Origin of the sequence: Micromonospora coriariae, assembly GCF_900091455.1 — a bacterium.
Classification (GTDB): Bacteria; Actinomycetota; Actinomycetes; order Mycobacteriales; family Micromonosporaceae; genus Micromonospora; species Micromonospora coriariae.
The window spans coordinates 2,734,056-2,758,458 of sequence record NZ_LT607412.1 but is presented as its reverse complement, the minus strand read 5'-3'; the positions used below and the strand labels follow the sequence as shown (position 1 = coordinate 2,758,458).

The window sequence follows — 24,403 nt, the reverse complement described above, 5'->3', positions numbered from 1 at the left end:
ACACGGCGTACACCTGAAGGCATGACCACGTACCGCGACCGGGCCGAGGCGGGCCAGGTGCTCGCCGATCGGCTCACCGCACTCATCGGCGAGCCGGACGTCGTCGTCCTCGGCCTGGTCCGCGGCGGCGTGCCTGTGGCCCGGGTCGTCGCCGAACGGCTCGGCGCGCCCCTGGACGTGCTGGTGGTCCGCAAGCTCGGCATGCCGTGGGCCCGGGAGGTCGCCTTCGGCGCGCTCGGCCCGGGCGGTGTGCAGGTGCTCAACGAGGCGGTGGCCAGCCGGCTCAGCAGCGACGACATCGCCGAGGTCAACCACCGGGAGCAGACCGAGTTGGAGCGTCGGGAGCGGCTCTACCGGGGCGACCGACCGCCGCTGGACCTCGCCGGGCGGATCGCGGTGATCGTTGACGACGGCCTGGCCACCGGCGCGACCGCGCGCGCCGCCGTCGAGGTCGTCCGCCGACTCGGCGCACGTCGGGTGGTGGTGGCGGTGCCGGTCGGCGCACAGGAGGCGTACGAGCTACTGGCCGCGGAGGCCGACCAGGTCGTCTGCGCCCAACGCCCGCAGGATTTCGGCGCGGTCAGCGTCTACTACGAGGACTTCCACGAGGTGCCCGACGAAGAGGTGATCGAGGCGCTTACCGCGACCGCGTGACTCGACCGGGTACCTTCGGATGATGAGTCTCACCTGTCCCAAGTGTCACGGAGAAATGCGTCAGTACGAGCGCAGCGGCGTCGTCATCGACCAGTGCGGGGAGTGCCGAGGCATTTTCCTCGACCGCGGCGAGCTTGAGAAGCTCTTCGAGGCGGAGGCCAACTGGAGCCGCCAGCAGGCCGGCCCGCCGCCGCAGCCCGCTCAGCAGCCCGGTGGCTACCCACCGCCGCAGCACCAGCCCGGCTACGGTGCGGTTCCCCCGCCGCCACCGCCCCCGCCCGCCCACGGCTACCCGCCGGCGCCGGTTTACGGCGGCCAACAGCACCACGGCTACCACGGCCACTACCGGCAGAAGAAGCGCAAGGGATTCCTCGACGAGATGTTCGGCTGAGCCGAGGTCATCATCCCGCCCGGGCCGATCCGCGCGTCGGCCCGGGCGCTTCGTCCACCGCCACCATCGACAACGGTTGGCGGGCGGGTTGGTCCGTGCGAGGCTGCATCGCATGAGCGCGATCCGGCCGGCCGAGGCGCTGGCCCAGGCGTACGACGGGATCACCGGCGTGGTCGACGGCCGGGACGACGGGGACCTGCAACGATCCACCCGCTGCCGGGGGTGGCTCGTCGCGGATGTCCTCTTCCACGTGCTCGGCGACGCCCAGCGGGCCCTGGTCGCGCTGGCCAGTCCCGCCGACGGCCCCGCCGACGTGGACGACGTCAGCTACTGGCGCGGCTTCCCGTCCGACGGTGGTATCGACGCCCGGCACGCCTGGTCGGTCCGCCGGTCCGCGGCCGCCTTCGACCGGCCGACCGGGATCGTCCGGCTCTGGCGGGACACCGCCCCGGCGGCGATCCGGGCCGCCGCCGCAGCCGACCCGACGGGGTACGTGACCACGCAGGGGCACGTGCTACGCGTACCGGACTTCCTCGCCACCCTGACCACCGAAGCCGTCGTGCACCACCTGGACCTGACGCTGGAACTGCCCGACGCGCCGCCGCCGGGCCGACTGGCGGTACGGGTCGCGGTGGCGACCATGGACGGCCTGATGAGCGACGACACGGTCCGCCCCACGGCGTGGGACGACGAGGAGTTCCTGTTGAAAGCCACCGGGCGTCTCCCGCTCACCGACCGGGACCGGTTGGAGCTGGGCGAATCGGCGGGCTGGTTCCCGCTGTTGGGCTGAGCGTCGGTGCTCGCGCCGATCAGACGATGGCCATGTCGACGAAGCGGGACAGGTGCAGCTGGGCCGCGACGGTCACCGTGTCGGTGGGGCCGTTTCGATGCTTGGCGATGATGAAGTCCGCCTCGCCCGCGCGCGGCGACTCCTTGTCGTAGTAGTCGTCGCGGTGCAAAAGGATGACAACGTCGGCATCCTGCTCGATCGAGTTGTGGGTGGCGATGCCGTTGGCGATGAAGTTGTGCTTCCCGAGCACAGTCGCGTCGAACACCTCTTGCTCGCCGATCGACTCGATGGCCACGATCGAATCCCAGAAGATGTCGTTGGTCGCGTGCAAGTCGAGATCGGCCGCGTCGAGGACGGCGGCGATCGCCGCCAGCCGGGAGCGGCTGGGCGCGCGCTTCCAGAGGGCGCTGCCGCAAAACTGGGTGCCGATGGCCTTCGCGAACTCACGGTGGGTCATGCCCTGCTCCACCAGAATTTCCTTGACCCTGGTCCACACCTCGCGCGGCACGGTGTCGACGTTGGTGTTGCTCTCCGTTGTTTCCAACGCGGCAAGCAGGGCGGCGCAGCCCTCCGACCGCTGCCCGTGGACGCCAATCTCGCGCAGGAACCTCAACTGGTCGTCCCGACCGGAGATGTCGAGCGTGTGCTGCGGGCGATGCCCCACGACTGGTACGACCTTGAGTCGGGCCGTGATGCCGTACCTCAGGAGCAGCCGCGAGATGTCCTCGAGCATTCGTCGGCTGGTGGACGCGAAATAGACCCGGCCGCCGCGCCCTGAGCGGTTGACCGTCACCGAACCGTCCGTGGCCCACAGGTGCCGTAGAAAGGTGGTGATCTGCTCCTTGGGCAGGCTGAAGACGGTCGGCGGGAGGAACTTCTCGTGCGACCGAAGGCCGAAGAGGCCCAAGTCGTCCAACCACGCCGCGATCGGGTTACGCCGACCACGAGCCAGCCGATAAGGCGCGGGCAACCGGAGGGTGGTCACCCTCGCGGCCGCGTAGTCGTCGCGGAGGGCGGTGATCCCGAAATGTTTCGCCGCTTCTGTCACGGCCTGCAGGTTCAGCTCGTCGCGACTTGCGTAACGGATCGGTTGGCGCCGCACGAAGGAACCGTCGCCCAGTAGGTGCGCCAACATAACGACCTCCGGGTCGGCCCATGGGCGGGCGACCATTGGGGGCGGGAGGTGTCGCGGCGTAGCGATGCGATCTCCTGGCGACAGTTCACCTAGCGGCACCCACCCCGTGAACGCGAGGAAGGGGTGGTTGGCCGTAGCGTCGATCTGTTTGCCCGATGCGAGGGTCAGCCGGAACACCTCGCGGGTGCCGCTCGGGAAGACGTGGGTCATGGTGCGAGGGGTGTAGCGCAGACCCTCGTCCAGCGCCCAGACCGGAATGTCCTTTGCGTTGTTGGCCAGCAACTCACCCAAAGTGATCTCGGTATTGTCGTCCGCACGTATCACTCGGGTCTCCGCAGTGAGGCAACCCGATTCGCGCAGATCGGACAGCTGGGGGCGCTTGTCGGTGCGCTGCTCGGGGCCACGGTTCAGCTGGCTGACCGCGATGACCGGGCACTCGACCTCCTTGGCCAGCAGCTTGAGGCCACGGGAGAGGTCGGCGACCTCCTGCTGTCGGCTCTCGGTGCGCTTCGGCGAGGTCATCAGCTGGAGGTAGTCGACCACGATCAACTTGAGGTCGTGCCGCTGCTTGAGCCGGCGGGCCTTGGCCCGGATCTCCATCAGGTTCATGCTCGGCGTGTCGTCGACGAAGAGCGGTGCCTCGCTGATCTCGCCCATGCACCGGGCCAGCTTGGTCCAGTCGTCGTCGGAGAGCTGCCCGCTGCGCAGCACGTGCAGCGGCACCCGCGCCTCGGCGGAGAGCAGTCGCATGACGATCTCGACCTTGCTCATTTCCAGCGAGAAGATGGCAGCCGCCTGGTTGGCCCGGATAGCGGCATTTCGAGCGAAGTCCATGCTTGCGGTCGATTTGCCCAGACCAGGCCTGCCGGCCACGATGATCAACTGGCCCGCGTGAAGGCCGTTGAGCAGCCGGTCGAGGTCGGTGAAGCCGGTCGGGACGCCGGTCATCATCCCGCCCTGCGCACCCACCGCCTCGATCTCGTCAAGCGTTGGCTGCAACATGTCCGCCAGGACCGCGAAGTCCTCGCTGACGCGGCGTTCCGTGACGTCGTAGACGGCCTGCTGGGCGAGGTCCACGACGTCGTCGACGTCGCGGCTGCCGCCGCTTGCGGTGCCGTAACCCAACTGCACGATCTTGGTGCCGGCCTCGACCAGCCGGCGCAGCACCGCCCGCTCGCTGACGATCCGCGCGTAGTAGGCGGCGTTCGCGGCGGTGGGCACGCTGGCGATGAGGGTGTGCAGGTAGGGCGCGCCACCGATGCGGGCCAGATCACCGGAGTCGGTGAGGGCGGCGGCCACGGTGATCGGGTCGGCCGGCTCACCCCGGCCGTAGATGTCCAGGATGATGTCGAAGATGGTGGCGTGCACCGGCCGGTAGAAGTCGTTGGTCTTCAGGATCTCGACGACGTCGGCGATGGCGTCCTTGGAGAGCAGCATGCCGCCGAGGACGCACTGCTCGGCGGCGACATCCTGGGGCGGAGTCTTGTCGAACTGGCCGTCGCGCTGGGCGGGCGGCTGGCCGCCGGAGCGTGGCTCCGCCCGCATGTCGTCGGTGACCGACACGGGTCCCCCCTCCACTGCGCCGGATCCGGGTCCCAGCTCTATCGCCGGGGTACGACAATTCCGTCCGACCGGGCCGGTCGATCGGGGGCCATCGCGCCGGCGGTCGAGGGCCAACCATACGGACCCCGAGGTCAGCGACTCAACAGCGCCGGTGGACGAGCCTCGGGACAACCTGTGGATGTCGGTGGACGAGCATGTGCGCAGCGTGTGCACAGCCTGTGGACAACGCTTGGGGAATTCCGGGCCACACCTCGCTGACCTGCGGATATGCGATCCCCAGCCTGTGGAGGAGAATATTTCGGTCGGGCCTGTGACACGATCGTCCCGTACTATCTCCAGCGAACGGCTACACCTGGACAGCGGATTACGCTTTCGGTTCAGAAGGGTCACACTCCGGCCGTGAGTTACCGGGACTGGGGACGCGGGGAGGGCAGCCCGCGCGAGCGCCAGCCGACCGCCTCGTGGGGTGAGCGCATGCCACCCCTTCCGGTCGACCCGTACGACGAGGACGGGCGCTATCGCACCTCCAGCCGTCGGCGTGCACTGGACCGGGGGCAGGACGAGCCGGTCGACGCCTACCTGCCCCGGTGGGCACTGGAATCGGGGGTCCGGCACGCGGACGGCGGTGGCCGGCACGCCGCCCCGGATGACGACGAGCCCGAGCCCGAGCCCGAACTGCCTAGTTCCGGAGCCGGCTGGCGAGCCAGTGAGACGACGAGCACCCGGCGCCTGGTCAGCGAGACGAGTTGGCGGGAGCGACCGGCGATCGGCGCTGCGCCCGACTCGGACCACACCCGGGAGTGGACGCTCGACCGTCCACAGGGGCAGGGGTACGCGGGCCGCCGGCGTGCCGACTCGGCGGAGGAGGAGCCGGTCTCCGGCGCGGTCCCGGACCGCCGTCCTCGCCGTGCGCCCGCCGGCCGCCCACAGGTGATCTGGTCCGGCGGTGACCTGGAGCCCGCCCCGGCCGAGCCGGCGCCGCGTTGGGAAACGGACCGACCCACCCGGCGCAGCCGCCGGGCGGAGGAGTCCTGGACCCGTCCGGCGGTCGATCCGTGGGAGCGCGGTTCGGGGCCGACGCCCGAGCCGGACCCGTCGTACGCGCCGGCGGTGGACCCGTGGGACGCCTCGGGCGTACACGCGTGGCCGCCGGTGGCCGATACGGACGACAACGACCTGAGTGGGCAGTGGGCGCAGGCGGAGAGCATCGGTGGTTGGGAACGGTCCGACCGCACCGGCCAGTGGGAGCGGTCCGCGGTCGAGGACGACCAGTGGGACCGGACGCTCGCGCCCCGCTCCGACCGGCCGGTGGCGGCCGAGGGTTGGCCGAGCCGGGACGACCGCTTCTGGTCCGGCACTCGGCTGGCCGGTGACGACCCGCGCTGGATGGATCCGTCGACGACGGCACCCCGGTCGCCGGTGGTGGGTTACACCGCCCCGCGCCCGCGGAGCGCACCAGTACCGCGTGGTGCGCCCGTACCGCGTGGTGCGCCCGTACCGCGTGGTGCTGGGCCACGACGGCGGGTGGACCAGCCGCCGGTCGGGGTGGCCTCGGTGCGTCGGCGGGTCGAGTCCGTGGCCACGGGCGGCTGGGCGCGGCGCCTGGAGGACGACCTGCTGGACCCGGATCCGGGTGGGTCCATCCGGCCGCTGCTGTACACCGCGGCCTGTTATCTGGTGCCGGCGGTGTTGATTTTCGTCTGGCTGCTGACCCTGAACAGCCAGGCGCCGGCCGGGTGCGTCACCGACATCAGCGGAGGCGGGTGCGACTCGCCCCGGTCGCGTGCGTTGGAGTCGCTGCTCGCCGGCTCGCCCCGCTTCGGGCTGGCGCTGCTGAGCAGTCTGGTGGTGGCGGCGCTGCTGCGTCGGGTCGGTACGACGTGGCGCTCGGCCACCATCGCGCTCGCCGCCGCGGTGGTGGGCGGGGGCCTCTCCACGGTGTTGATCAGCGCGGTGACCGGTCAGCCGATCGGTTGACCGGGCGCGGGCCCGACGACGGTACGCACGAGGGCCCGTACCGATCGCTCGGCACGGGCCCTCGTGGTGGTGTCGCTGGTGTCAGCCCTGAACGACGTTCAGGTTGAACGACGCGGTCACCTCGGGGTGCAGCTTGATCTTCACCGGGTAGGTGCCGGTCGACTTGATGTGACCGGGCACCTCCAGCCGGCGCCGGTCGAGGACCGGGCCACCGGAGGCCTTGACGGCGTCGACGATCTCGGCCGAAGTGACCGAGCCGAAGAGCCGACCGCCGTCGCCGGCGCGGGCCTTCAGGTTGACCTTGAGACCCTCGAGCTGACCCTTGACCTCGTTCGCGTGGTCGAGGTCGCGGATCTCGCGGGCCGAGCGGGCCCGCTTGATGACCGTGACCTGCTTTTCCGCGCCCTTGGTCCAGGCGATCGCGAAGCCCTGCGGCAGCAGGTAGTTACGGCCGAAGCCGTCCTTGACCTCGACGATGTCGCCCGGGGCACCGAGGCCGGACACTTCCTGAGTCAGGATGATCTTCATATCGGTGCCTCCTCTCAGCGGGTGGTAGCCGTGTACGGCAGGAGCGCCATCTCACGGGCATTCTTGACCGCACGGGCGATCTGCCGCTGCTGCTGCGAGGTCACGCCGGTCACCCGCCGAGCGCGGATCTTGCCGCGGTCGGAGATGAACTTGCGCAGCAGCGCGGTGTCCTTGTAATCGATGTAGGTGATCCCGTCCTTGTCGAGCGGGTTCACCTTCTTCTTCGGCTTGCGAAGTGCCGCAGCCTTGGCCATTGCTCGTGCTCCTGGTTTGCGATCGCGGGCGCTCGGCGCCATTAGAACGGGGGCTCCTCGTCGAAGTTGCCGCCCGAACCGGCACGCGCGGGAGAGGGTGCGGCCGAAGCCCAGGGGTCGTCGAAGTTGCCTCCGCCGCCACCCTGACCACCACCGCCGCCGCTGCCGCCACCGAAGCCGCCGCCGCCACCGCCGGAGCGGGACATCTTCTGCACCTTCGCCGTGGCGTAGCGCAGCGACGGGCCGATCTCGTCGACCTCAAGCTCGATGACAGTGCGCTTCTCACCCTCGCGGGTCTCGTAGGACCGCTGCCGGAGCCGGCCCGAGACGATCACCCGAGCGCCACGCTGCAGCGACTCGGCGACGTGCTCGGCGGCCTGCCGCCACACGGTGCAAGCGAGGAACAGCGGCTCGCCGTCCTTCCACTCGCCCGACGCCTTGTCCATGAATCGGGGCGTCGAGGCGACTCGGAACTTGGCGACCGCCGCCCCGGAGGGGGTGAACCGCAACTCGGGGTCATCGGTCAGATTGCCGATGACCGTGATGGTGGTGTCTCCTGCCATGACCATCTCCTCGCGCACTCAGCGTCTCGTCGTACAGGCTCTCAGAGCCGTACGACAGAGCCGCGGAGGCTGATCCGGGCGAACCGGGTTGAATGCTTAGCGCATCTCCGGCCGGATGACCTTGGTGCGCAGCACGGACTCGTTGAGCCGGAGCTGACGGTCCAGCTCGGCCACCGCGGCAGGCGTGGCCTGCAGGTCGACGACGGCGTAAATGCCCTCGGCCTTTTTGTTGATCTCGTACGCGAGGCGCCGGCGGCCCCACACGTCGGTCTTCTCAACCGAGCCACCCGCGGTCCGGATCACGTTCAGGTACGTGTCGAGCGACGGGGCGACGGTGCGTTCCTCGAGGCTGGGGTCGAGGATCACCATTACTTCGTAATGACGCAAGACGTGCTCACCTCCTGTGGGCTAAGCGGCCACGGTCCTTCCGTGGCAGGAGGTCGTGCGTCGCTGCCCGCACGTACCGGGGGAACCCGGCCGGACGCGGACAACCTGACCAGGATACCCGGTCCGAACGATCATGCCTGTGGTGGTACGGCCAGCGCCCGGACGTGCCGACGGGGGCCCACCGTCCGGCCGTCACCGGCCGGTGGTGGACCCCCGTCAACGAGGCCGCGGGGCGTCCCGTCCGCATTCCTTGGGTGGGACCTGGGGAGGAACGACCACACCGATGAGGTTGGACCGAAGACGCCCCGCGGAGCTTTATCGTGTTGTTATCTGACGATACAACGGCTCTCGTACCTTGTCGGGGGGAAAGGCACAAATTTCCGAGATTCTTCATCGGTCGGATCTGATGTGCCCGGGGGGCCGCCCCCGCCACGCCGGGCCGCGCGGCGGGGGTGACCTCGCTGTCGGTCCGTCGACCACCGGTTGCCGTCCGCGGCGTTCACGCCACCGACGGCACCGGCGCTGGCCGCCGGCTCCATCCCATCAACGATCGTCGGTCCGTTCGGTGACGCCGTTGACCGCGACACCGCCCCGGCCGGTCGCCCCACCCGTCGGGGTCGCGACGTAGGCTCGCTCGCATGCGTATCGGAGCCCACGTCGATTCGACCGACCCGCTGACGGAGGCGGCCGCCCGGTCCGCCGACACCGTGCAGTTCTTCCTCTCCGACCCGCAGGGGTGGAAGGCGCCCAAGCCCCGGGAGGACGCCGAGCGGCTGCGCGCGGCCGAGGTCGACCTGTACGTGCACGCGCCGTACGTCATCAACGTGGCCACCCTCAACAACCGCATCCGGATCCCCAGCCGCAAGCTGCTGCTCGGGCACGCGAACGCGGCCGCCGCGATCGGCGCGAAGGGCCTGATCGTCCACGGCGGGCACGTCAATGCCGGCGACGACCTGGCCGTGGGCTTCGACAACTGGCGCAAGACATTCGCGTACGCGGCCGACTCCGGGGGCTTCGGCGTCCCCGTCCTGATCGAGAACACCGCTGGCGGCGACAACGCGTGCGCCCGCCGACTGGACGCGCTGGCCCGCCTCTGGGACGCCATCGGCGACCACGAGGTCGGCTTCTGCCTGGACACCTGCCACGCGTACGCCGGCGGCGAGGAGCTGCTCGGCCTGGTTGACCGGGTCAAGGCGATCACCGGGCGGATCGACCTGGTGCACGCCAACAACTCCAAGGGCGCCTTCAACTCCGGTCAGGACCGGCACGACAACCTGGGCGGCGGGACCATCGACCCGGAGCTGGTGGTGGCGGTGATCCGCGCTGCCGGGGCGCCGGTGGTCGTCGAGACTCCGGGAGGCGTCGCCGGCCAGGCCGCCGACATCGACTTCCTGCGCCAGCAGCTCGGGACGGAGAGCACTGCAGCATGACGACCGGCCAGCCCGGGACCGGGAGCGCCCGGCCCACCCCCACCGGGGACGCCCGGATCCGGCCGGCGATCCCGACCGCCTCCGGCACCCCCACGCTGGCGGCGCGCACCGCCGCCACGGCCTCCGACACCACGACCGCCGCCGGCACGGACCACCCCGCCAGCGGCGACGGTACGAGGGCCAGCACCGGCACCAACGACGGTACGAAAGCCGCCACCGCCACGGACGACCCGAAGCCCGGCTCCGCGAAGCACGACGGCCCCGGGCTCGGCTCGGCCGACGGCGCGACCACGGACCGCACCGCCACGGACAGCGCGGCCACGGACAGTACGGCCGAGCCCGACGCGGCAACGGGCGACGCGGGCGCGGACGGCGCGGAGAAGGACAGTTCGGTCAAGGCCGGCGCGGCTGCGGCCGGTGCTGTCAAGGCCGGCGCGGAGAAGGACGGTGCGGCCGAAGGCGGTCCGGCCGAGGGCGACGACGCGGCCAAGGGCGCGAAGGGCGGCGACGCCGACGGTCCGGTGAAGGCCGATGGTGAAGCGAAGTCGGCGGGATCCGAGCGCTGGGAGGCGTTCGCCTCCGCGCCGGAGCCGGTGCCCTCCCGGCTCGGCCGGGCGGCCCGCGCCGTCGGCCGGTTCCTGATCCACGAGTGGACCCTGGCGACCCTCGGCGCGCTGGCGCTGGCCGTGCTGATGACCTGGCCGACGCTGCGCTACCCGCGCTACACCCTCCCCCAGGACCACTGGGACCCGAGCCTGCAGGCGTGGCAGATGGCCTGGTCCGGGCACATCCTGCTGACCGAGCCGGCGCGCCTGTGGCAGTCCAACACGTTCTTCCCCGAGCTGTGGAGCTTCGCGTTCTCCGACACGCTGCTCGGCTACGCCCCGGCCGGCATGCTCGGCAACGGCCCCGAGGACGCGGTGCTGCGCTACAACATCATGTTCGTACTGGCGCACGCGCTCGCGACGCTCGGGGCGTACGCGCTGGCCCGGCAGCTCGGCGCGGGCCGGATCGGTGCCGCGGTAGCCGGCGTCGCCTACACCTACGCGCCGTGGTTGCTGGCCCAGGCCGGGCACCTGCACGTGCTCTCCAACGGCGGGATCCCCCTCGCCCTGGCCATGCTGGCGCGCGGGCACGGCTGGTCGCTGCGGCACGGCTACCGGCCGGAGCGCCGACACGACGGCTGGGTCTACGCCGGCTGGCTGGTGGCGGCCTGGCAACTCAGCCTCGGCTTCGGCATCGGTCTGCCGTTCGCGTACTTCCTGGCCTGCGCGGTGCTGGTCGCGGCCGTCCTGTTCCTCGCGCGGCGGCTCCGCACCGGCCAGGCCCTGCCGTTCGGCCGCCGGCTGCTCGTCGCCGATCTGGTCGGCGGGATGCTCTTCGCCGGGATGGGTCTGCTGATGGCGATCCCGTACTTCAAGGTGACCGAGCTGCACCCGTACGCCGAGCGCACGATCGGCGACATCAGCATCTTCTCGCCGCCGGTTTCCGGCTTCGTGACCGCGCCCGCGGAATCGCGGATCTGGGGCGGTCTGCACGAGGGCGCGCGAGCGGCGCTGCCGTGGCACCCGGAGATGACCCTGCTGCCGGGCTTCGTGCTCTACGCGCTGGCCGCCGGCGGGCTGTTCTTCTCGGTCTGGCGGCTACGGCACCGGCTGCTGCTCCTCGCCGGGGTGCTGGTGACGATGGCCTTCGCGATGGGCACCCGCTTCTTCGACGGCAGCTTCACCTACGTCCCCCTGTTCGAGCACGCACCGGGCTGGAACGCGCTGCGTACCCCGGGCCGGTTGATGCTCTGGACCACGCTGCTGCTCGCCCTGCTCGCCGCGGGCGCGGTCACCGCCCTCACCGAACGGGTCCGCGACCTGGCCGCGCAGCGGATCCCGTCCTGGCCGGGGCCGTGGCTGCGCCTGGCCACCCTGCTGCCGCTGCTGCTGGTCACCGTCGAGGGCCTGAACACCACGCCGCACCCGGTGGTGCCGACCCAACCGGCCGCGCTGCGCACGGTGGAGGGGCCGCTGCTGGTGCTGCCCAGCAACCAGGGCCTGGACCAGCACGTGATGCTCTGGTCCACCAGCGGCTTCACGGACGTGGTGAACGGCGGCAGCGGCTTCACTCCGCGCCAGCTCGACGACGTCCGCCGGGTGAGCCAGTCGTTCCCCGACCAGACCAGCGTCGACTACCTGCGGACGCTCGGCGTCCGCACGGTGGTGCTGCTGCGTGGGCAGGTGGCCGGAACGCCGTGGGAGATCACCATCGACGCCCCGGTGGACTCGCTCGGCATCACCCGGCAGGAGATCGACGGCGCCGTGGTGTACCGGCTCTGACCCGTCTTGCGCCGGGCCGTCGGGTCAGGCGGCGGGCCGCCTGCGTGACCACCGCCCGCAGGTGCCGCCAGCGCTCCCGCCATGACACGTCCTGGGCGCCGTCGAGCACACCGCCGTCCGGATCGTCGGCATAGGTGGCCCGTACGGCGTCCCGCTCGGGGTGCAGGATCTCCCGGACGATCAGCACGCACAGCACCACCACAGTGGTCAGCCGCAGCGTGGCGGCCAGCACGAACACGCCCTCCGGGAAGACCGGTCGGCTGGTCGCCGCGCCGAGCAGTTCGCCGTAGAAGGCGACGAAGTAGCAGACCTCGGCGAACTGCCAGGCCAGGATGGCACCCCACTTCGGGCGGGCCAGCACCGCCAGTGGTAGCAGCCAGAGCACGAACTGCTGGGACCAGACCTTGCTGAAGATGAGGAACGCGGCGACGACCAGGAAGGCGAGCTGGGCCAGCCGCGGTCGGCGCGGTGCCCGCAGCGCCAGGACGGCCACCCCGAGGCAGGCAAGCCCGAACAGGGCGTACGAGACGGTGTTCAGGGTGGGGATGTTGGCGTTCAGCCACTCGAACGGCCCGAGCCGGGCGGGGTTACCGCCGACCTTGCCATCGAGGTAACGCCCGATGTACCAGAGCGTGCCCCAGTCGATGGGGCGGGTGCTGTTCAGCTCGAAGAACCGGTCCCAGTTCTCCCGGTACGCCAGTGCGGGGGGCAGGTTCACCAGCACCAGGGCGGCGATGGCGCTGCCCACCGCGATGAGCGCGGCCCGCAGCCGGGCGGCCCGCAGCGCCAGCACCAGGATCGGACCGAGGATGAACAGCGGCCAGAGCTTCGCCGCGCCGGCGAGGCCGAGCAGCACTCCGGCCACCACCGGTCGTTTCCTGGCCCAGGCCAGCAGGCCGAACGCGGCCAACCCGATGGCAAGCAGGTCCCAGTTGACGGTGGCGGTGAGCAGCAACGCCGGGGCGAGCGCGAACAACGCGGCGTCCCAGGGTCGTCGACGGCGCAGCGCAAGGATCACCGCCACCGTGGCCACCGCGAGCGCGCCCAGCACCAGTGCGTTGAGGTTGTAGAACCACTGACCCTGGTTGATGCTCGGGTCGCCGTCGCCGACAGCGTGCACCGGCAGGCCCAGCGCCCCCATGAAGTAGCCGGTCAGCACCGGGTATTCCACCGGGTGATCACGGTAGGGAACCTTGCCCTCGTTGAGCCCCTCGGCGTAGTAGAGGGCGAGCACGTCGGTGTAGCAGAACCGGGTGTACTGCTCGTTGTCCTGCCAGGCACCGTCCTGGCATGGCGACTTCTGCACCCAGTGCAGAGCGAGCGTGAGGCAGACCAGTGCCAGCACGATCCGGACCGCGGTCCAGAACCGCCGCTCCCCACCGGCCGGCCGGTCCAGTGCCGTCGCGTGGTCTCCCAGGGGCCCGCCGATCATGCCGGAGATGCCGCGGACGAACCCGTCGGAGCGGGACGGGTGGTCGGTGGTTCCGGCGTCGTCGATGCCGGGCGTCGACTGGGTGCTCATGGGAAGGCATCCTGCCGTACTCGCAGTATCACGTCATGTTTCCCCGGAACAGGTCGCGTGGCGGATCTGGTGCAGTGCGGAGGGAGTGGCCGGCCGGTCACCGACGTGGTGCGGTGCCCGAACCGGGGCCGGCCAATCCACCGCGTTGAGGGGGGCTAGGACGAGGTCAGAACTTGGGAGTGCAGTACAGGTAGTGCCGCCGGCCCTCGGCCTGGTCGAGCTCGGTGTCGTACTGGTAGAAGCAGGCTCGGGCGGTGTATCCCTTGTCGTTCACCATCGGCGTCCACAGATTGCTCCAATGCTCGTTGTCGTACCGCTTACGCAGCGAACCGTTGGTGTTGAAGCTCTCCACGACCACCCCGGACATGTAGCCGAAGCTGTCCGTCTGCCGGGCCCAGGCGGTGCGACAGAACGAGCTGTAGCGCAACTCGACGTTCCTCGCCGTGTACTTGGTGTACGAGTTGTCAAGGTAGTTGCAGCGCATGCTCTTGCCGTCCACCGTGGCGATGTAGGTGTCCGGGTTCTTGCCGTCACAAACCGCTCCGCACCCGGAGGTGGCGGCCAACGCAGCCTGTTGGCCACCCACCAGGCTCACGGTGAGGCCGATGGCGACGGCAGCCAACGTGGACAGCATCCGGGTAGTGGCGTGTCGTAGACGGGCAGGTTTGGCGGTGATGGGACTCACTCCAGGCCTCCTGACGGATCGGAAGCCCGGATGGTAAGCGGCCTTCACATCGCCGCGTCACCACCGCATCACCGCCGCGTCATCTTCCCGGCGACACCGGATGGCACTCCACAGGCACCCTGCCTTACGACGTGCCGTCCCGGCTCGCGGATCGGGTACGGAAACGCCGTCGCCGGCCGGACAGGTCGTCCGGCCGGCGACGGCATCGCGCGGCGGTGCGGGTCAGTCCCGGTTGGTCGGTGGCAGGCTGGGTAACAGCCCACCGCCGTTGCCGCCTGTCCCGGGTCGGCCGGGACCGTTCGGGTTGTCGCCCCCGTTGTTGCCGCCGTCGGTACGCGGGCAGAAGGGGTTGGTCAGCGGATCACAGGGCTGACCCGGCTGACCCGGCAGGCCCGGCAGGCCTCCTGCCGGCGGCGGGGGCGGCGGCGGCGGCTCACCGTTGCCGGCTTCCTTGTCGCCGATGTTCGCCGCTGGCGGGAAGTCGAGCTTGTCCTTGTCCTTCAGCGCCTCGTCCATGAACCGCTCCCAGATGTCACCCGGGAGGTTTCCACCGCTGACCTTGCGACCGTCCTTGAGCTTGAGTGCCTTCCGGGCCTGCACGTTGCCCACCCATACCGCGGTGGCCAACTGCGGCGTGTAGCCGATCATCCAGGCGTCGCCGTTGTCTTCGCTGTCGCCCCTGAGTTCCCAGGTGCCGGTCTTGGAGGCGGCCTTGCGGCCGTCGTCGAGGCGGTGGTTGACGGCGGCCGGGTAGTCCTTCAGCACCGACGTCACGTCGGCCACCACGTCCTTGTCGATGCGCGGCTGGGAGTTCAGCTTCTCGCTGCCCTTGGCCACCTTCTCCCACTTGCCGGTGTTCGGGTTCTGCTTCTCCACCGAGTAGAGGAAGTGCGCCTTGTTGTAGACGCCCCCGTTGGCGAAGGTGGCCACGCCGTTGGCGTGGTCCAACACGGTGATCGGGTACTGGCCGTAGCCGACCACGTTGAAGAACGGCTCCGGGGTGATGTCCTTCGGGTCGGCCTTGGTCAGGTCGTAGGCCTTGGCCGGGTTGGTGTCGGTGCGCCACATGGTGGTGACGCCGGCCTGCTTGGCCATGTCGACGACCTTGTCGGCGCCGATGTCCTCGGTGACGTAGTAGAACGGCACGTTCAGTGATTTGAGCGTGGACGTTCGGAGCGTGCAGGAATTGTGGCAGGACGGATCGTCCGTGCCGGCGTTGCTGACCTTGAACTTGGTGCCCTCCGGCGTGAAGGCCTTGCCCTTCCATCGGGACTCAAGGGCCTTGCCGGCCTTGAGTGCGGCCGCCAGGGTATAGATCTTGAAGCTCGAGCCGGGCGAGTGACCGCCGCTGATCGCCCCGGTGGAGTCGGTGTTCTTGCCGGCGTAGTCGGTGCCGGTGCCGTTGTCACCGCCGTAGTAGGCGAGCACCCGACCGTTCTTCGGGTCGATCGCGACCACCGCGGCCATCAGGTTGCTCGGCTGGCCCGCCAACTCGGAGCCCTTGGACTTGCGCTGGGCCGTCTCGACCGCGGCCTTCTGGATCGTGGTGTCGATGGTGGTGCGGATCCGGTAACCGCCGGCCATCAGCGCCTGGGAGCAGAGCGGCTTGGCTTCGGTCACCTGCGTGTCCTTGTCGACGCAGATGCCCCTGTCCCGCATCTCTTCCCGGACGTAGTTGATCACGTTGCCGTACGGCGTGTTGACGCCGAAGTCGATCCCGATGCCGCCCTTCTTCGGGGCCTTGATGTTCTTCGGGTACGCGACGGGCCGCTCCGGCTTGCCGGGCACGCCCAGCCAGCCCTCCTTGACCATGCCGTCGATCACGTAGTTCCAGCGGTCCTCGGCGGCGGGCCGGTTGATCGCCGGGTCGTACCCCTGGTGGGTGGCGCTCGGTTCCGGCTGCTTGATCAGGGCGGCGAGCACCGCGCCCTCGTCCGGCTTGAGGTCCTTCACCGACTTGCCGAAGTAGGTCTGCGCCGCGGCCTCGATGCCGTACGCGCCGCGGCCGAAGTAGATCACGTTGAGGTAGTGCTGCATGATCTCCGGCTTGGTGTACTCGTCGTTGAGCTTGGAGGCGAGGATCGCCTCCTTCACCTTCCGGGCGTAGGTGTCGTCCTTCAGGTTGTCGTAGGCGTTGCGCGCGTACTGCTGGGTGATGGTGGAGGCACCCTGCTTGTCGCCGCCGGAGAGGTTGTTCCAGCCGGCCCGTGCGATGCCCTTGTAGTCCACACCGGAGTGCCGGTAGAAGTTCCGGTCCTCGGCGGCGGCCACCGCGTTCTGCACCCACTCCGGAATCTGGTCGATGGTGACCAGGGTGCGGTTCTGATCGCCCACCTTGGCGATGGGGGTCTTGTTGTCGAACGCGTACAGGGTGGTCGCCTGCGGTGGGGTGATCTCGTCGGGCAGCACGACGTTTGTCGAGTAGTAGGTGAAGCCGACCACGCCGACGCCGGCGAGCATGATGAAGACCGCGAACCCGGCGATCAGCAGGTTGATCCGCTTGCGCTTCTTCGCCCGGGCCGCCGCGCCGGGGTCACCCGGACCGCGACCGCCCCGGCCACCGCGACCCGGACCGTTCGGCCCGCCAGGCCCGCCGGGGGCACCCGGGCCGCCGGCGACCGGTGAGACGCTCGCCCGGGCCACCGCGGCCCGGCCGCCGACGGATGCCGACCCGACACTGGCCCGGCCCGCCGAGGCGGTGCCGACGGAGGCGGCGCCGACCGTGGCGCGACCGGCCGGTGCGCCCGGCGCCGGGGACACGGGCACCGAGGCCCGGCCCGCGCCGGCACGACCGGCGGCCACGCCGGGTGCCGGCGACACCGGCACCGACGCCCGCCCGGCCCGGCCCGGCGCGGCCGAGCCCACCGAGGCGGATCCGGCGGGCGCACCGCCGCGCGGCGGCACCGCGGCCGAGCCACCCACCGAGGCCCGCCCACCGGCGGCCCGCGGTGTCACCGAAGCACGAGCGGGGGACGCCGCGGCCTCGGAGGCCGACCATCCGCTCCCCCGGGAGTCACCGCCGGATCGGCGGTACGCGTCGTCCGCGCCCGGTCCGGGGTCACCGTCCGGGCCCGAATACTGGGCCCGCCCGCGCGCAGAACTGGGATCGCCGTACGAGTTCATTCCTCACACCCTGCCGGTCGCGGTGGGGCGCGACTGCGCCGCCACCCGGTTGCCGTGAGTTGCTTCACCCTGGGCACCGGCACGGGGGTGCCGGTTCGCCGAGGTCATTGCAGTATCAATCGGGCCAATCAGACCAACGAGCGGTCGGCCGTCCCGGGTAGCGTCTACGGCCCCGGGGCCGGTCGAACCAGCTGAGATCACCGTTGCGCCTCTCGCCTCCGCCGGCCGGCGCCACCGGCGCCCGCCGCGTTCTGCTCGCTGGTGCCTTCGCCCTCGCCGGTGAGACCGTCCCGGCCGAGCAGGTACTGCTCGACGAGATGGTTCCAGTCGCAGCCGAGGCACACCTCCACCACGAAGACCTGGAACTCACGCAGTGTCATCGCCAGCACGGGCAGCTCGGTCAGTGTCCGAGCCTGGCCGGCGGACTGCTTGAGCTCGTCACCGTAAATGTAGTGGACGAGTGTCAGGTTCTCGCTGCGGCAGATGGGGCAGCGCCGTTCGGTCGGCTCGCCGTGGAACCGAGCGGCGTTCTTCAGGTACGGCGACGCGTCGCAGACGTCGTACGTGCCGACCCGGCCGGCCAGGAGCTCACGCAGCACCGCTCGCTTCTGGAGCGAGTAGTCGACGACCTGGCGCTGCGTACGCATGCGGAGAAGGGTACGCGGTCCGGCCCGACCAGGCGACCGTGCTCACGATCCGTGACGACAGCACCCCGGAACGGGGGTTTGCCCTGGCATCCTCAAGCCGCTAACGTGCGATGTATCGGTCCGATACATCGCGGCGGTTACCACTTCGCGCCGGGGGTAAAGAGAGGGTGGCGCAGTGCTTGAGTTCGCCATCCTCGGCCTCCTGCAGGAGTCTCCGATGCACGGCTATGAGCTGCGCAAGGAGCTGACCGCCAAACTCGGCGCGATCCGGGCGGCGATCAGCTACGGCTCGCTCTACCCGACCCTGCGCAGGTTGCAGGCGGCGGGATGGATCACCGAAGCCGCCGAGACACCCGCCACCGCCGAGGAGGTTCCCGCGCTGACCAGCCGACGAGGTCGGGTGGTCTACAAAATCACCGCCGAAGGCAAGGAACGCTTCGCCCAGCTGATCGCGCAGGCCGGGCCCGAGACGTACGACGACACGGGCTTCGGAGTGCACTTCGCGTTCTTCGCCCGGACCGACCAGGCGACCCGACTGCGCATTCTGGAGGGTCGCCGCCGCAAGATCGAGGAACGTCGCGAAGGGCTTCGTGACGTGCTGGGCCGGGCGGCCGAGCGCCTCGACGCTTACACACTGGAACTGCAGCGCCACGGCCTTGACGCCTGTGAGCGTGAGGTCCGCTGGCTGGAGGAGCTCATCGCCAACGAGCGCTCCGGCCGAGCCCCGACGGTCCCGAACATCGGGACGGCCGGTGGCCGACGAGAAGACAACAGCCCGCCTCCGCCTGGAGAGACCAGGAAAGAGCGGCCGTGACAGAAAAGAAGGAGGCAGACGCTATGGGCTCCGTCCGCGTCGCCATCGTCGGTGTGGGTAACTGCGCCTCGTCCCTTGTTCAGGGCGTCGAGTACTACCGGAATGCCGACCCGAACGACCGCGTCCCGGGTCTCATGCACGTCGCCTTCGGCGACTACCACGTCTCCGCCGTGGAGTTCGTCGCGGCGTTCGACGTGGACGCCAAGAAGGTGGGCATGGACCTCGCGGAGGCGATCGTCGCCAGCGAGAACAACACGATCAAGCTCTGCGACGTGCCGCCGACCGGCGTCAGCGTGCAGCGCGGTCCGACCTTCGACGGTCTGGGCCAGTACTACCGCGAGATCGTCGAGGAATCCGACGCCACTCCCGTCGACGTGGCGCAGGCGCTGCGCGACGCGCAGGTCGACGTCGTCGTCTGCTACCTCCCGGTCGGCTCCGAGCAGGCCGCGAAGTTCTACGCCCAGGCCGCGATCGACGCCGGCTGCGCGTTCGTCAACGCCCTGCCGGTCTTCATCGCCTCCGACCCGGAGTGGGCTCAGAAGTTCACCGACGCGGGCCTGCCGATCGTCGGTGACGACATCAAGAGCCAGGTCGGCGCCACCATCGTGCACCGCGCCCTGGCGAAGCTCTTCGAGGACCGCGGCGTCGAGCTGCTGCGCACGTACCAGCTCAACTTCGGCGGCAACATGGACTTCATGAACATGCTGGAGCGCAAGCGGCTGGTCTCGAAGAAGATCTCGAAGACCCAGTCGGTCACCTCGCAGATCCCGCACGAGATGAGCAAGAGCGACGTGCACATCGGCCCGTCGGACCACGTGCCGTGGCTGGACGACCGCAAGTGGGCGTACATCCGCCTGGAGGGCCGCTCGTTCGGCGACACCCCGCTCAACGCCGAGCTCAAGCTCGAGGTGTGGGACTCTCCGAACTCGGCCGGCGTCATCATCGACGCGGTTCGCGCCGCGAAGATCGCGCTGGACCGGAAGATCGGCGGCCCGATCCTGTCGGCCTCGTCGTACTTCATGAAGTCCCCGCCTGTGCAGTACGCCGACCACGACGCCCACCAGGCCGTCGAGGAGTTCATCGCCGGCGAGGTCGCGCGCTGACCCGCTGAGCATCAGCACGGCCGAGGGCCGGGTCCGTACGGACCCGGCCCTCGCCGCGTCCAGCAGCGGGCCGGGCCGGCCGGGGTCAGGACCAGGCGCGTTGCAGGGCCACCCGGGCCTCCAGCTCCAGCAGCGTGACCTTGCGGGGCAGGCCACCACCGAAGCCGACCAGCTTCCCACCGGCACCGACGATCCGGTGACACGGCACGATCACCGGGACCGGGTTCCGGTTGCAGGCCACGCCCACCGCCCGGGCCGCCCCGGGATCACCGACCCGGCGCGCCACCTCGCCGTACGTCAGCGTCTCGCCGTACGGGATGTGGGTCATCTCCCGCCACACCGCCCGCTCGAACTCCGACCCTCGCGGAATCGACACCGGAACGGTGAACCCGGTGAGCTCACCGGAGAAGTACGCCCGCAGCTCGGCGACGGCCTGCCGGGACAACGCGTGGTCGGGCTCGTCGACCGCTGCCTCAACCCGACCGAAGTGGGTGCCGCAGACGCTCGCGCCGTCGCTCGCCACAGAAAACTCGCCGATCGGAGAGTCGAGCACAGTCCAGCGCATCCACCCATTCTCCCTGACGCGGAGGCCGTTGCCGGCCCGGCTACCAGCGTCGGGCCGAACGCCACTCCTCGGCCGCCCGGAACGCCTCCGCCGCCGCGGCCCGCTCGGCCCGCGCCCGGTCGCGATTCCGGAAGCCGAGATAGAGCTTGCGGCCGGCTCGATCCGGTAGATCATCATCGCGTCCTGCTGGGCTGCCGGGCGTTGCGCGATATCGATACCGTGCAGGTCGTGGCAACGGGGACGCTCATCTTTCTGATCATCGGCGGGGCAGGTGTCGGAGTGCTGGCGCTCGCCCTGCTCGGCACCGAGCTGCTGCACTTCGGGCACGCCGACGTGGACGGGCCGATCTCGACCGAGACGGTCGCCGGCTTCGCCGGTGCGTTCGGGTTCGGCGCGGCCATCGTCAACGAACTGCTCGGTGCGCGTACACCCGGCATGATCGCGGGCGCCGCGGCCGGCGGCCTGGTCGCCGCCGTGCCCACCGGGTGGTTGGCGTCCCGGCTGAGCCGGGCGGCGCGGAACATGCGCACCGACCCCACCCCCACCCGTGACGACCTGGTCGGCGCGCTCGGCCTGGTGGTCACCCCGGTGCCCGTCGACGGCTACGGCGAGGTCCGGGTGCTCGTCGCCGGGCAGCCGGTCAAGCTCAACGCCCGCGCCGACCAGCCGATCCCGGTCGGCGCCCAGGTCTTCGTCGTGCAGGCGCTCAGTGAGACCAGCGTGCACGTCGAGACCTACTGACCACTTCTCGCAGACAGGACTCCTTTCATGCCCCTGTTAATCGCCATCGGCGGCGCGGTCCTCCTCGTGCTCGTCCTGGTGTTCTTCGTGCTCTCCCGGATCAAGGTGGCCGGGCCGAACGAGGCGTTCATCGTGACCGGCCGCAAGGGCCGCACCACGCAGACCGCCGACGGCGGCCGGTCGACCGACATGTCCGGCCAGAAGGTGGTGCTGGGCGCCTCGGTCTTCGTGCTGCCGGTGGTGCAGAAGCTCCAGTCGCTCGACCTGTCCAGCCGGAGGATCGACGTCGGCATCCGGGGCGCGGTGAGCAAGCAGGGCATCCGCACCGACCTGCACGGCGTGGCGATCGTGAAGGTCGGCGGCACCGAGGACGCGATCCGCGCCGCCGCCCAACGGTTCCTGCACCAGCAGGACGAGATCGACAACTTCACGCGGGAGGTGCTGGCCGGTGCGCTGCGCTCCATCGTCGGTCGGCTCACCGTCGAGGAGGTCATCCGGGACCGGGCGGCGTTCGCCAGCGCGGTGGCGGAGGAGGCCGAGCACTCGATGACCAACCAGGGTCTGGTGCTGGACACGTTCCAACTCCAGGACATCCTGGCCGAGGGCTCCTACCTCCAGGACCTGGGTCGGCCCGAGGCCGCCCGGGTGCTCAAGGACGCGGCGATCGCCGAGGCGCGGGCCCGGCAGCAGGCCGAGCAGGAGCGGCTGCTCGCCGAGGAGGCCATCGCCGAGGCGAACCGGAACCTCTCCCTCAAGCAGGCCGGCATCCAGGCGGAGATCGACGCGGCGAAGGCGAAGTCGGCGGCGGCCGGGCCGCTCGCGCAGGCGGAGCGGGACCAGGCGATCCTCTCCGAGCAGCAGAAGGTGGCCGAGCGCAACGCCGAGCTCAAGCAGCGCCAACTGGACACCGAGGTACGCAAGCCGGCCGACGCCGCCCGGTACAAGGTCGAGCAGGAGGCCGAGGCGTCCCGCGCCGCGGCGGTGCTGCACGCGGACGCGCAGCGGCAGTCGGTCATCGCCGCCGCCCAGGCCTCCGCCGAGCAGGCCCGGCTCACCGGTGAGGGCGAGCGGGCCCGACGGGCCGCGCTCGCCGAGGCGAACGCGATCGAGGGTGCCAAGGAGGGTGAGGCCGAGCAGCGCCGGCGCTCCGCGATCGCCGAGGCGGTGGAGCGGGAGGGTCAGGCCGAGGCGGCGGCCATCCTGGCGAAGGGCCAGGCCGAGGCGGACGCGATGGCGCGCAAGGCGGAGGCGTTCGCCGCGTACGGCGAGGCGGCGGTGCTGGACCTGCTGGTCAAGGTGCTGCCGCAGGTTGTCGAGGCGGCCAGCGCACCGATCGGGGCGATCGACAAGATGACCGTCATCTCCACCGATGGCGCGTCGTCGCTGACGAAGTCGGTGGCCGGCAACGTGGCCCAGGGACTCCAGCTGGGCAGCGACCTGACCGGGATCGACCTGGCCGGCCTGCTGGCCCGGCTCGGCTCGGCGTCCGGCGTGGACGGCAACGGCACCTCGGCCGGCAAGGGCACCGCGGCCGTGGACGGAACGGCCGTCGAGACCCGCTGACGCAGTACGCCGACAGGCGCCGCTCCCGGTTCGGGGGCGGCGCCTGTCGTGACGGGTCGGCCCCGGTCAGTCGATCAGGCCCTCGGCGCGGGCCCAGCGCAGCAGCTCCGCCTCGGCGGCGTCGCGGTCCAGCGGACCGTGCTCGAGGCGCTGCTCCTTGAGGTGCTTCCACGCCCGCCCCACTACCGGTCCCGGCGGTACGCCCAGCAACTCCATGATCGCGTTGCCGTCCAGGTCGGGGCGCACCCGGGCCAGGTCCTCCTCGGCGGCGATCCGGGCGATCCGGTCCTCCAACGCGTCGTAGTCCGCGCCGAGCTGGGCGGCCTTACGCCGGTTGCGGGTGGTGCAGTCCGAGCGGGTCAGCTTGTGCAGCCGAGGTAGCAGATCACCGGCATCGGCGACGTAGCGGCGTACCGCCGAGTCGGTCCACTCGCCCCGGCCGTACCCGTAGAAGCGCAGGTGCAGCGCGACCAGCGCGGTCACCTTCGCGGTGATGTCCTTCGGGTAGCGCAACGCCTTCATCCGGGCCTTGGTCAGCCGGGCGCCGACCACCTCGTGGTGGTGGAAGCTGACCCGGCCATCGGGGCCGACCGCCTTGGTCGCCGGCTTGCCCACGTCGTGCATGAGGGCCGCCATCCGCAGGATGAAGTCGCAGCCGTCCTCCTCGAAGGAGACCGCGTTCTCGACGACCGTCAGCGTGTGCTCGTAGACGTCCTTGTGCTGGGCGTGCTCGTCGATCTCCAGCTTCAGCCCGGTCAGCTCCGGCAGGAACCGCTCGGCCAACCCGGTGTCGACCAACAGCCGCAGTCCGGTGATCGGGTCCGCGCCGCAGAGCAGCTTGGTGAACTCGTCGCGGATCCGCTCGGCGGTGATCCGGTCCAGGTCGGCGGCCATCCGGCTCATCGCCGCGTGCACGTCCGGGTGCACGGCGAAGCGCAGCTGGGCGGCGAACCGGGCGGCCCGCAGCATCCGCAGCGGGTCGTCGCCGAACGACTCGTGGGGATCGGCGGGGGTACGGATCACCTTGGCCGAGAGGTCGTCCAGCCCGCCGTGCGGGTCGGTGAACCGGTGCTCCGGCAGACTGACCGCCATCGCGTTGATGGTGAAGTCGCGCCGCCTCAGATCCTCTGTGAGGTTGGTGCCGTAGACCACCACGGGGTTACGGGTGACCTGGTCGTACGACTCGGCGCGGAAGGTGGTGATCTCCAACCGGAGGCCGTCGCGCTGGGCGCCGATGGTGCCGAACTCCCGGCCGGTCTCCCAGATCGACTCGGCCCAGCCCTTTATGATCCGCAGCGTCTCGTCGGGGTGCGCGTCGGTGCAGAAGTCCAGGTCGTCCCCGAGCCGGCCGAGCAGCGCGTCCCGCACCGAACCGCCCACCAGGTGCAACTCGTGACCGGCACGGACGAACCGGTGGCCCAACTCGTCGGCGACCGGGGAGACCCGGAGCAGTTCGGCGACGGCGTTGCGCTGGGCGCCGGTGAGTTCGCGGCGGTCGGCGGCGTGGGGAGCGGAGGCTTCGGACATGGGATCCCCAGCGTATCGGGCCCGGTCCGCATCCCGTCCGCCGGGCGCGGGTAACGGGTACCGGTTGACTAAGGTCTGTGACGTGCGGGTCGGTGCCCGGCTCGACGTACCCCT

21 protein-coding genes are annotated in these 24,403 nt (G+C 70.5%); 10 read left to right on the top strand and 11 right to left on the bottom strand.

Annotated features, from left to right (window positions below; translation table 11 throughout):
- Positions 1 to 21: 21 nt before the first annotated feature.
- The 3 genes from GA0070607_RS12920 to GA0070607_RS12910 all read left to right on the top strand — a co-directional run bounded on the left by GA0070607_RS12920 (position 22) and on the right by GA0070607_RS12910 (position 1,835).
- Positions 22 to 654 (top strand): phosphoribosyltransferase, encoded by a 633-nt coding sequence (locus tag GA0070607_RS12920; RefSeq protein WP_089018435.1) that lies wholly within the window; start codon positions 22 to 24, stop codon positions 652 to 654.
- A 19-nt stretch (positions 655 to 673) separates the two neighbouring features.
- The gene (locus GA0070607_RS12915; protein WP_089018434.1) at positions 674 to 1,045 is read left to right on the top strand and encodes a TFIIB-type zinc ribbon-containing protein; all 372 of its coding nucleotides are present in this window, start codon (positions 674 to 676) and stop codon (positions 1,043 to 1,045) included.
- Positions 1,046 to 1,157: 112 nt separating this feature from the next.
- Positions 1,158 to 1,835, top strand: a complete 678-nt coding sequence (locus tag GA0070607_RS12910; protein ID WP_089018433.1) for a maleylpyruvate isomerase N-terminal domain-containing protein — start codon at positions 1,158 to 1,160, stop codon at positions 1,833 to 1,835.
- A gap of 19 nt (positions 1,836 to 1,854) precedes the next feature.
- Here GA0070607_RS12910 and GA0070607_RS12905 read toward each other — a convergent pair whose 3' ends face one another.
- On the bottom strand, positions 1,855 to 4,548 hold the full coding sequence (locus GA0070607_RS12905) for a replicative DNA helicase (protein WP_089018432.1): 2,694 nt from the start codon (positions 4,546 to 4,548) through the stop codon (positions 1,855 to 1,857).
- A 384-nt stretch (positions 4,549 to 4,932) separates the two neighbouring features.
- On the opposite strand from GA0070607_RS12905, the gene GA0070607_RS12900 reads away from it, so the two are divergent.
- Positions 4,933 to 6,510 carry a hypothetical protein gene (locus GA0070607_RS12900; protein WP_089018431.1) on the top strand — a complete coding sequence of 526 codons (1,578 nt, stop codon included), beginning with the start codon at positions 4,933 to 4,935 and terminating at the stop codon, positions 6,508 to 6,510.
- An 81-nt stretch (positions 6,511 to 6,591) separates the two neighbouring features.
- Here the strand turns inward: GA0070607_RS12900 and rplI are convergent, their stop codons facing one another.
- The 4 genes from rplI to rpsF form a co-directional block, all read right to left on the bottom strand.
- Positions 6,592 to 7,038 (bottom strand): 50S ribosomal protein L9, encoded by a 447-nt coding sequence (rplI, locus tag GA0070607_RS12895; protein WP_089018430.1) that lies wholly within the window; start codon positions 7,036 to 7,038, stop codon positions 6,592 to 6,594.
- Between the two features lie 14 nt (positions 7,039 to 7,052).
- Positions 7,053 to 7,292, bottom strand: coding sequence for a 30S ribosomal protein S18 (gene rpsR / locus GA0070607_RS12890; RefSeq protein WP_013289355.1), 240 nt, complete (start codon positions 7,290 to 7,292; stop codon positions 7,053 to 7,055).
- A 41-nt stretch (positions 7,293 to 7,333) separates the two neighbouring features.
- Positions 7,334 to 7,873: a single-stranded DNA-binding protein gene (locus GA0070607_RS12885; protein ID WP_172899022.1), complete on the bottom strand. Its 540-nt coding sequence runs from the start codon at positions 7,871 to 7,873 to the stop codon at positions 7,334 to 7,336.
- A gap of 78 nt (positions 7,874 to 7,951) precedes the next feature.
- Positions 7,952 to 8,242 (bottom strand): 30S ribosomal protein S6, encoded by a 291-nt coding sequence (gene rpsF / locus GA0070607_RS12880; protein ID WP_074315517.1) that lies wholly within the window; start codon positions 8,240 to 8,242, stop codon positions 7,952 to 7,954.
- Between the two features lie 638 nt (positions 8,243 to 8,880).
- On the opposite strand from rpsF, the gene GA0070607_RS12875 reads away from it, so the two are divergent.
- Positions 8,881 to 9,672, top strand: a complete 792-nt coding sequence (locus GA0070607_RS12875; protein WP_089018429.1) for a deoxyribonuclease IV — start codon at positions 8,881 to 8,883, stop codon at positions 9,670 to 9,672.
- Positions 9,669 to 11,999, top strand: a complete 2,331-nt coding sequence (locus tag GA0070607_RS12870; protein ID WP_089018428.1) for an ICP22 family protein — start codon at positions 9,669 to 9,671, stop codon at positions 11,997 to 11,999. The genes GA0070607_RS12875 and GA0070607_RS12870 overlap by 4 nt, the downstream gene beginning before the upstream one ends.
- On the opposite strand, the gene GA0070607_RS12865 is transcribed toward GA0070607_RS12870, so the two are convergent.
- The 4 genes from GA0070607_RS12865 to GA0070607_RS12850 form a co-directional block, all read right to left on the bottom strand.
- A complete protein-coding gene (locus GA0070607_RS12865) occupies positions 11,956 to 13,521 on the bottom strand; it encodes a glycosyltransferase family 87 protein (RefSeq protein WP_231930985.1) in 1,566 nt (521 codons plus the stop codon). The two genes, GA0070607_RS12870 and GA0070607_RS12865, sit on opposite strands and share 44 nt — an antisense overlap.
- Before the next feature lie 166 nt (positions 13,522 to 13,687).
- Positions 13,688 to 14,155 carry a DUF2690 domain-containing protein gene (locus GA0070607_RS12860; RefSeq protein ID WP_089018427.1) on the bottom strand — a complete coding sequence of 156 codons (468 nt, stop codon included), beginning with the start codon at positions 14,153 to 14,155 and terminating at the stop codon, positions 13,688 to 13,690.
- Positions 14,156 to 14,428: 273 nt separating this feature from the next.
- Positions 14,429 to 17,329, bottom strand: coding sequence for a transglycosylase domain-containing protein (locus GA0070607_RS12855; RefSeq protein WP_089018426.1), 2,901 nt, complete (start codon positions 17,327 to 17,329; stop codon positions 14,429 to 14,431).
- Positions 17,330 to 17,526: 197 nt separating this feature from the next.
- A complete protein-coding gene (locus GA0070607_RS12850) occupies positions 17,527 to 17,976 on the bottom strand; it encodes a DUF5318 domain-containing protein (RefSeq protein WP_089018425.1) in 450 nt (149 codons plus the stop codon).
- A 175-nt stretch (positions 17,977 to 18,151) separates the two neighbouring features.
- Between GA0070607_RS12850 and GA0070607_RS12845 the strand changes: the two genes are divergently transcribed.
- Together GA0070607_RS12845 and GA0070607_RS12840 are read left to right on the top strand one after the other, a co-directional pair.
- Positions 18,152 to 18,790 carry a PadR family transcriptional regulator gene (locus tag GA0070607_RS12845; RefSeq protein WP_074315526.1) on the top strand — a complete coding sequence of 213 codons (639 nt, stop codon included), beginning with the start codon at positions 18,152 to 18,154 and terminating at the stop codon, positions 18,788 to 18,790.
- 23 nt (positions 18,791 to 18,813) lie between these two features.
- On the top strand, positions 18,814 to 19,893 hold the full coding sequence (locus GA0070607_RS12840) for an inositol-3-phosphate synthase (RefSeq protein WP_089018424.1): 1,080 nt from the start codon (positions 18,814 to 18,816) through the stop codon (positions 19,891 to 19,893).
- An 85-nt stretch (positions 19,894 to 19,978) separates the two neighbouring features.
- Here GA0070607_RS12840 and GA0070607_RS12835 read toward each other — a convergent pair whose 3' ends face one another.
- Positions 19,979 to 20,458, bottom strand: a complete 480-nt coding sequence (locus tag GA0070607_RS12835) for a methylated-DNA--[protein]-cysteine S-methyltransferase (protein WP_089018423.1) — start codon at positions 20,456 to 20,458, stop codon at positions 19,979 to 19,981.
- Positions 20,459 to 20,677: 219 nt separating this feature from the next.
- Here GA0070607_RS12835 and GA0070607_RS12830 point away from each other — a divergent pair, with 219 nt between their 5' ends.
- A complete protein-coding gene (locus GA0070607_RS12830) occupies positions 20,678 to 21,199 on the top strand; it encodes a hypothetical protein (protein WP_231930983.1) in 522 nt (173 codons plus the stop codon).
- A 27-nt stretch (positions 21,200 to 21,226) separates the two neighbouring features.
- The gene (locus GA0070607_RS12825) at positions 21,227 to 22,762 is read left to right on the top strand and encodes a flotillin family protein (RefSeq protein WP_089018421.1); all 1,536 of its coding nucleotides are present in this window, start codon (positions 21,227 to 21,229) and stop codon (positions 22,760 to 22,762) included.
- 66 nt (positions 22,763 to 22,828) lie between these two features.
- On the opposite strand, the gene GA0070607_RS12820 is transcribed toward GA0070607_RS12825, so the two are convergent.
- Complete coding sequence (locus GA0070607_RS12820; protein WP_089018420.1) at positions 22,829 to 24,289, bottom strand: CCA tRNA nucleotidyltransferase; 1,461 nt, start codon at positions 24,287 to 24,289, stop codon at positions 22,829 to 22,831.
- Between the last annotated feature and the right edge of the window lie 114 nt (positions 24,290 to 24,403).

Bases quoted from the DNA above. Each gene is read 5' to 3' on its own strand.
- GA0070607_RS12920 (WP_089018435.1), top strand. From the start codon at position 22: ATGACCACGTACCGCGACCGGGCCGAGGCGGGCCAGGTGCTCGCCGAT.
- GA0070607_RS12915 (WP_089018434.1), top strand. From the start codon at position 674: ATGATGAGTCTCACCTGTCCCAAGTGTCACGGAGAAATGCGTCAGTAC.
- GA0070607_RS12910 (WP_089018433.1), top strand. From the start codon at position 1,158: ATGAGCGCGATCCGGCCGGCCGAGGCGCTGGCCCAGGCGTACGACGGG.
- rplI (WP_089018430.1), bottom strand. From the start codon at position 7,038: ATGAAGATCATCCTGACTCAGGAAGTGTCCGGCCTCGGTGCCCCGGGC.
- rpsR (WP_013289355.1), bottom strand. From the start codon at position 7,292: ATGGCCAAGGCTGCGGCACTTCGCAAGCCGAAGAAGAAGGTGAACCCG.
- GA0070607_RS12875 (WP_089018429.1), top strand. From the start codon at position 8,881: ATGCGTATCGGAGCCCACGTCGATTCGACCGACCCGCTGACGGAGGCG.
- GA0070607_RS12870 (WP_089018428.1), top strand. From the start codon at position 9,669: ATGACGACCGGCCAGCCCGGGACCGGGAGCGCCCGGCCCACCCCCACC.
- GA0070607_RS12865 (WP_231930985.1), bottom strand. From the start codon at position 13,521: ATGAGCACCCAGTCGACGCCCGGCATCGACGACGCCGGAACCACCGAC.
- GA0070607_RS12860 (WP_089018427.1), bottom strand. From the start codon at position 14,155: ATGCTGTCCACGTTGGCTGCCGTCGCCATCGGCCTCACCGTGAGCCTG.
- GA0070607_RS12855 (WP_089018426.1), bottom strand. From the start codon at position 17,329: ATGAACTCGTACGGCGATCCCAGTTCTGCGCGCGGGCGGGCCCAGTAT.
- GA0070607_RS12850 (WP_089018425.1), bottom strand. From the start codon at position 17,976: ATGCGTACGCAGCGCCAGGTCGTCGACTACTCGCTCCAGAAGCGAGCG.
- GA0070607_RS12840 (WP_089018424.1), top strand. From the start codon at position 18,814: ATGGGCTCCGTCCGCGTCGCCATCGTCGGTGTGGGTAACTGCGCCTCG.
- GA0070607_RS12835 (WP_089018423.1), bottom strand. From the start codon at position 20,458: ATGCGCTGGACTGTGCTCGACTCTCCGATCGGCGAGTTTTCTGTGGCG.
- GA0070607_RS12825 (WP_089018421.1), top strand. From the start codon at position 21,227: ATGCCCCTGTTAATCGCCATCGGCGGCGCGGTCCTCCTCGTGCTCGTC.
- GA0070607_RS12820 (WP_089018420.1), bottom strand. From the start codon at position 24,289: ATGTCCGAAGCCTCCGCTCCCCACGCCGCCGACCGCCGCGAACTCACC.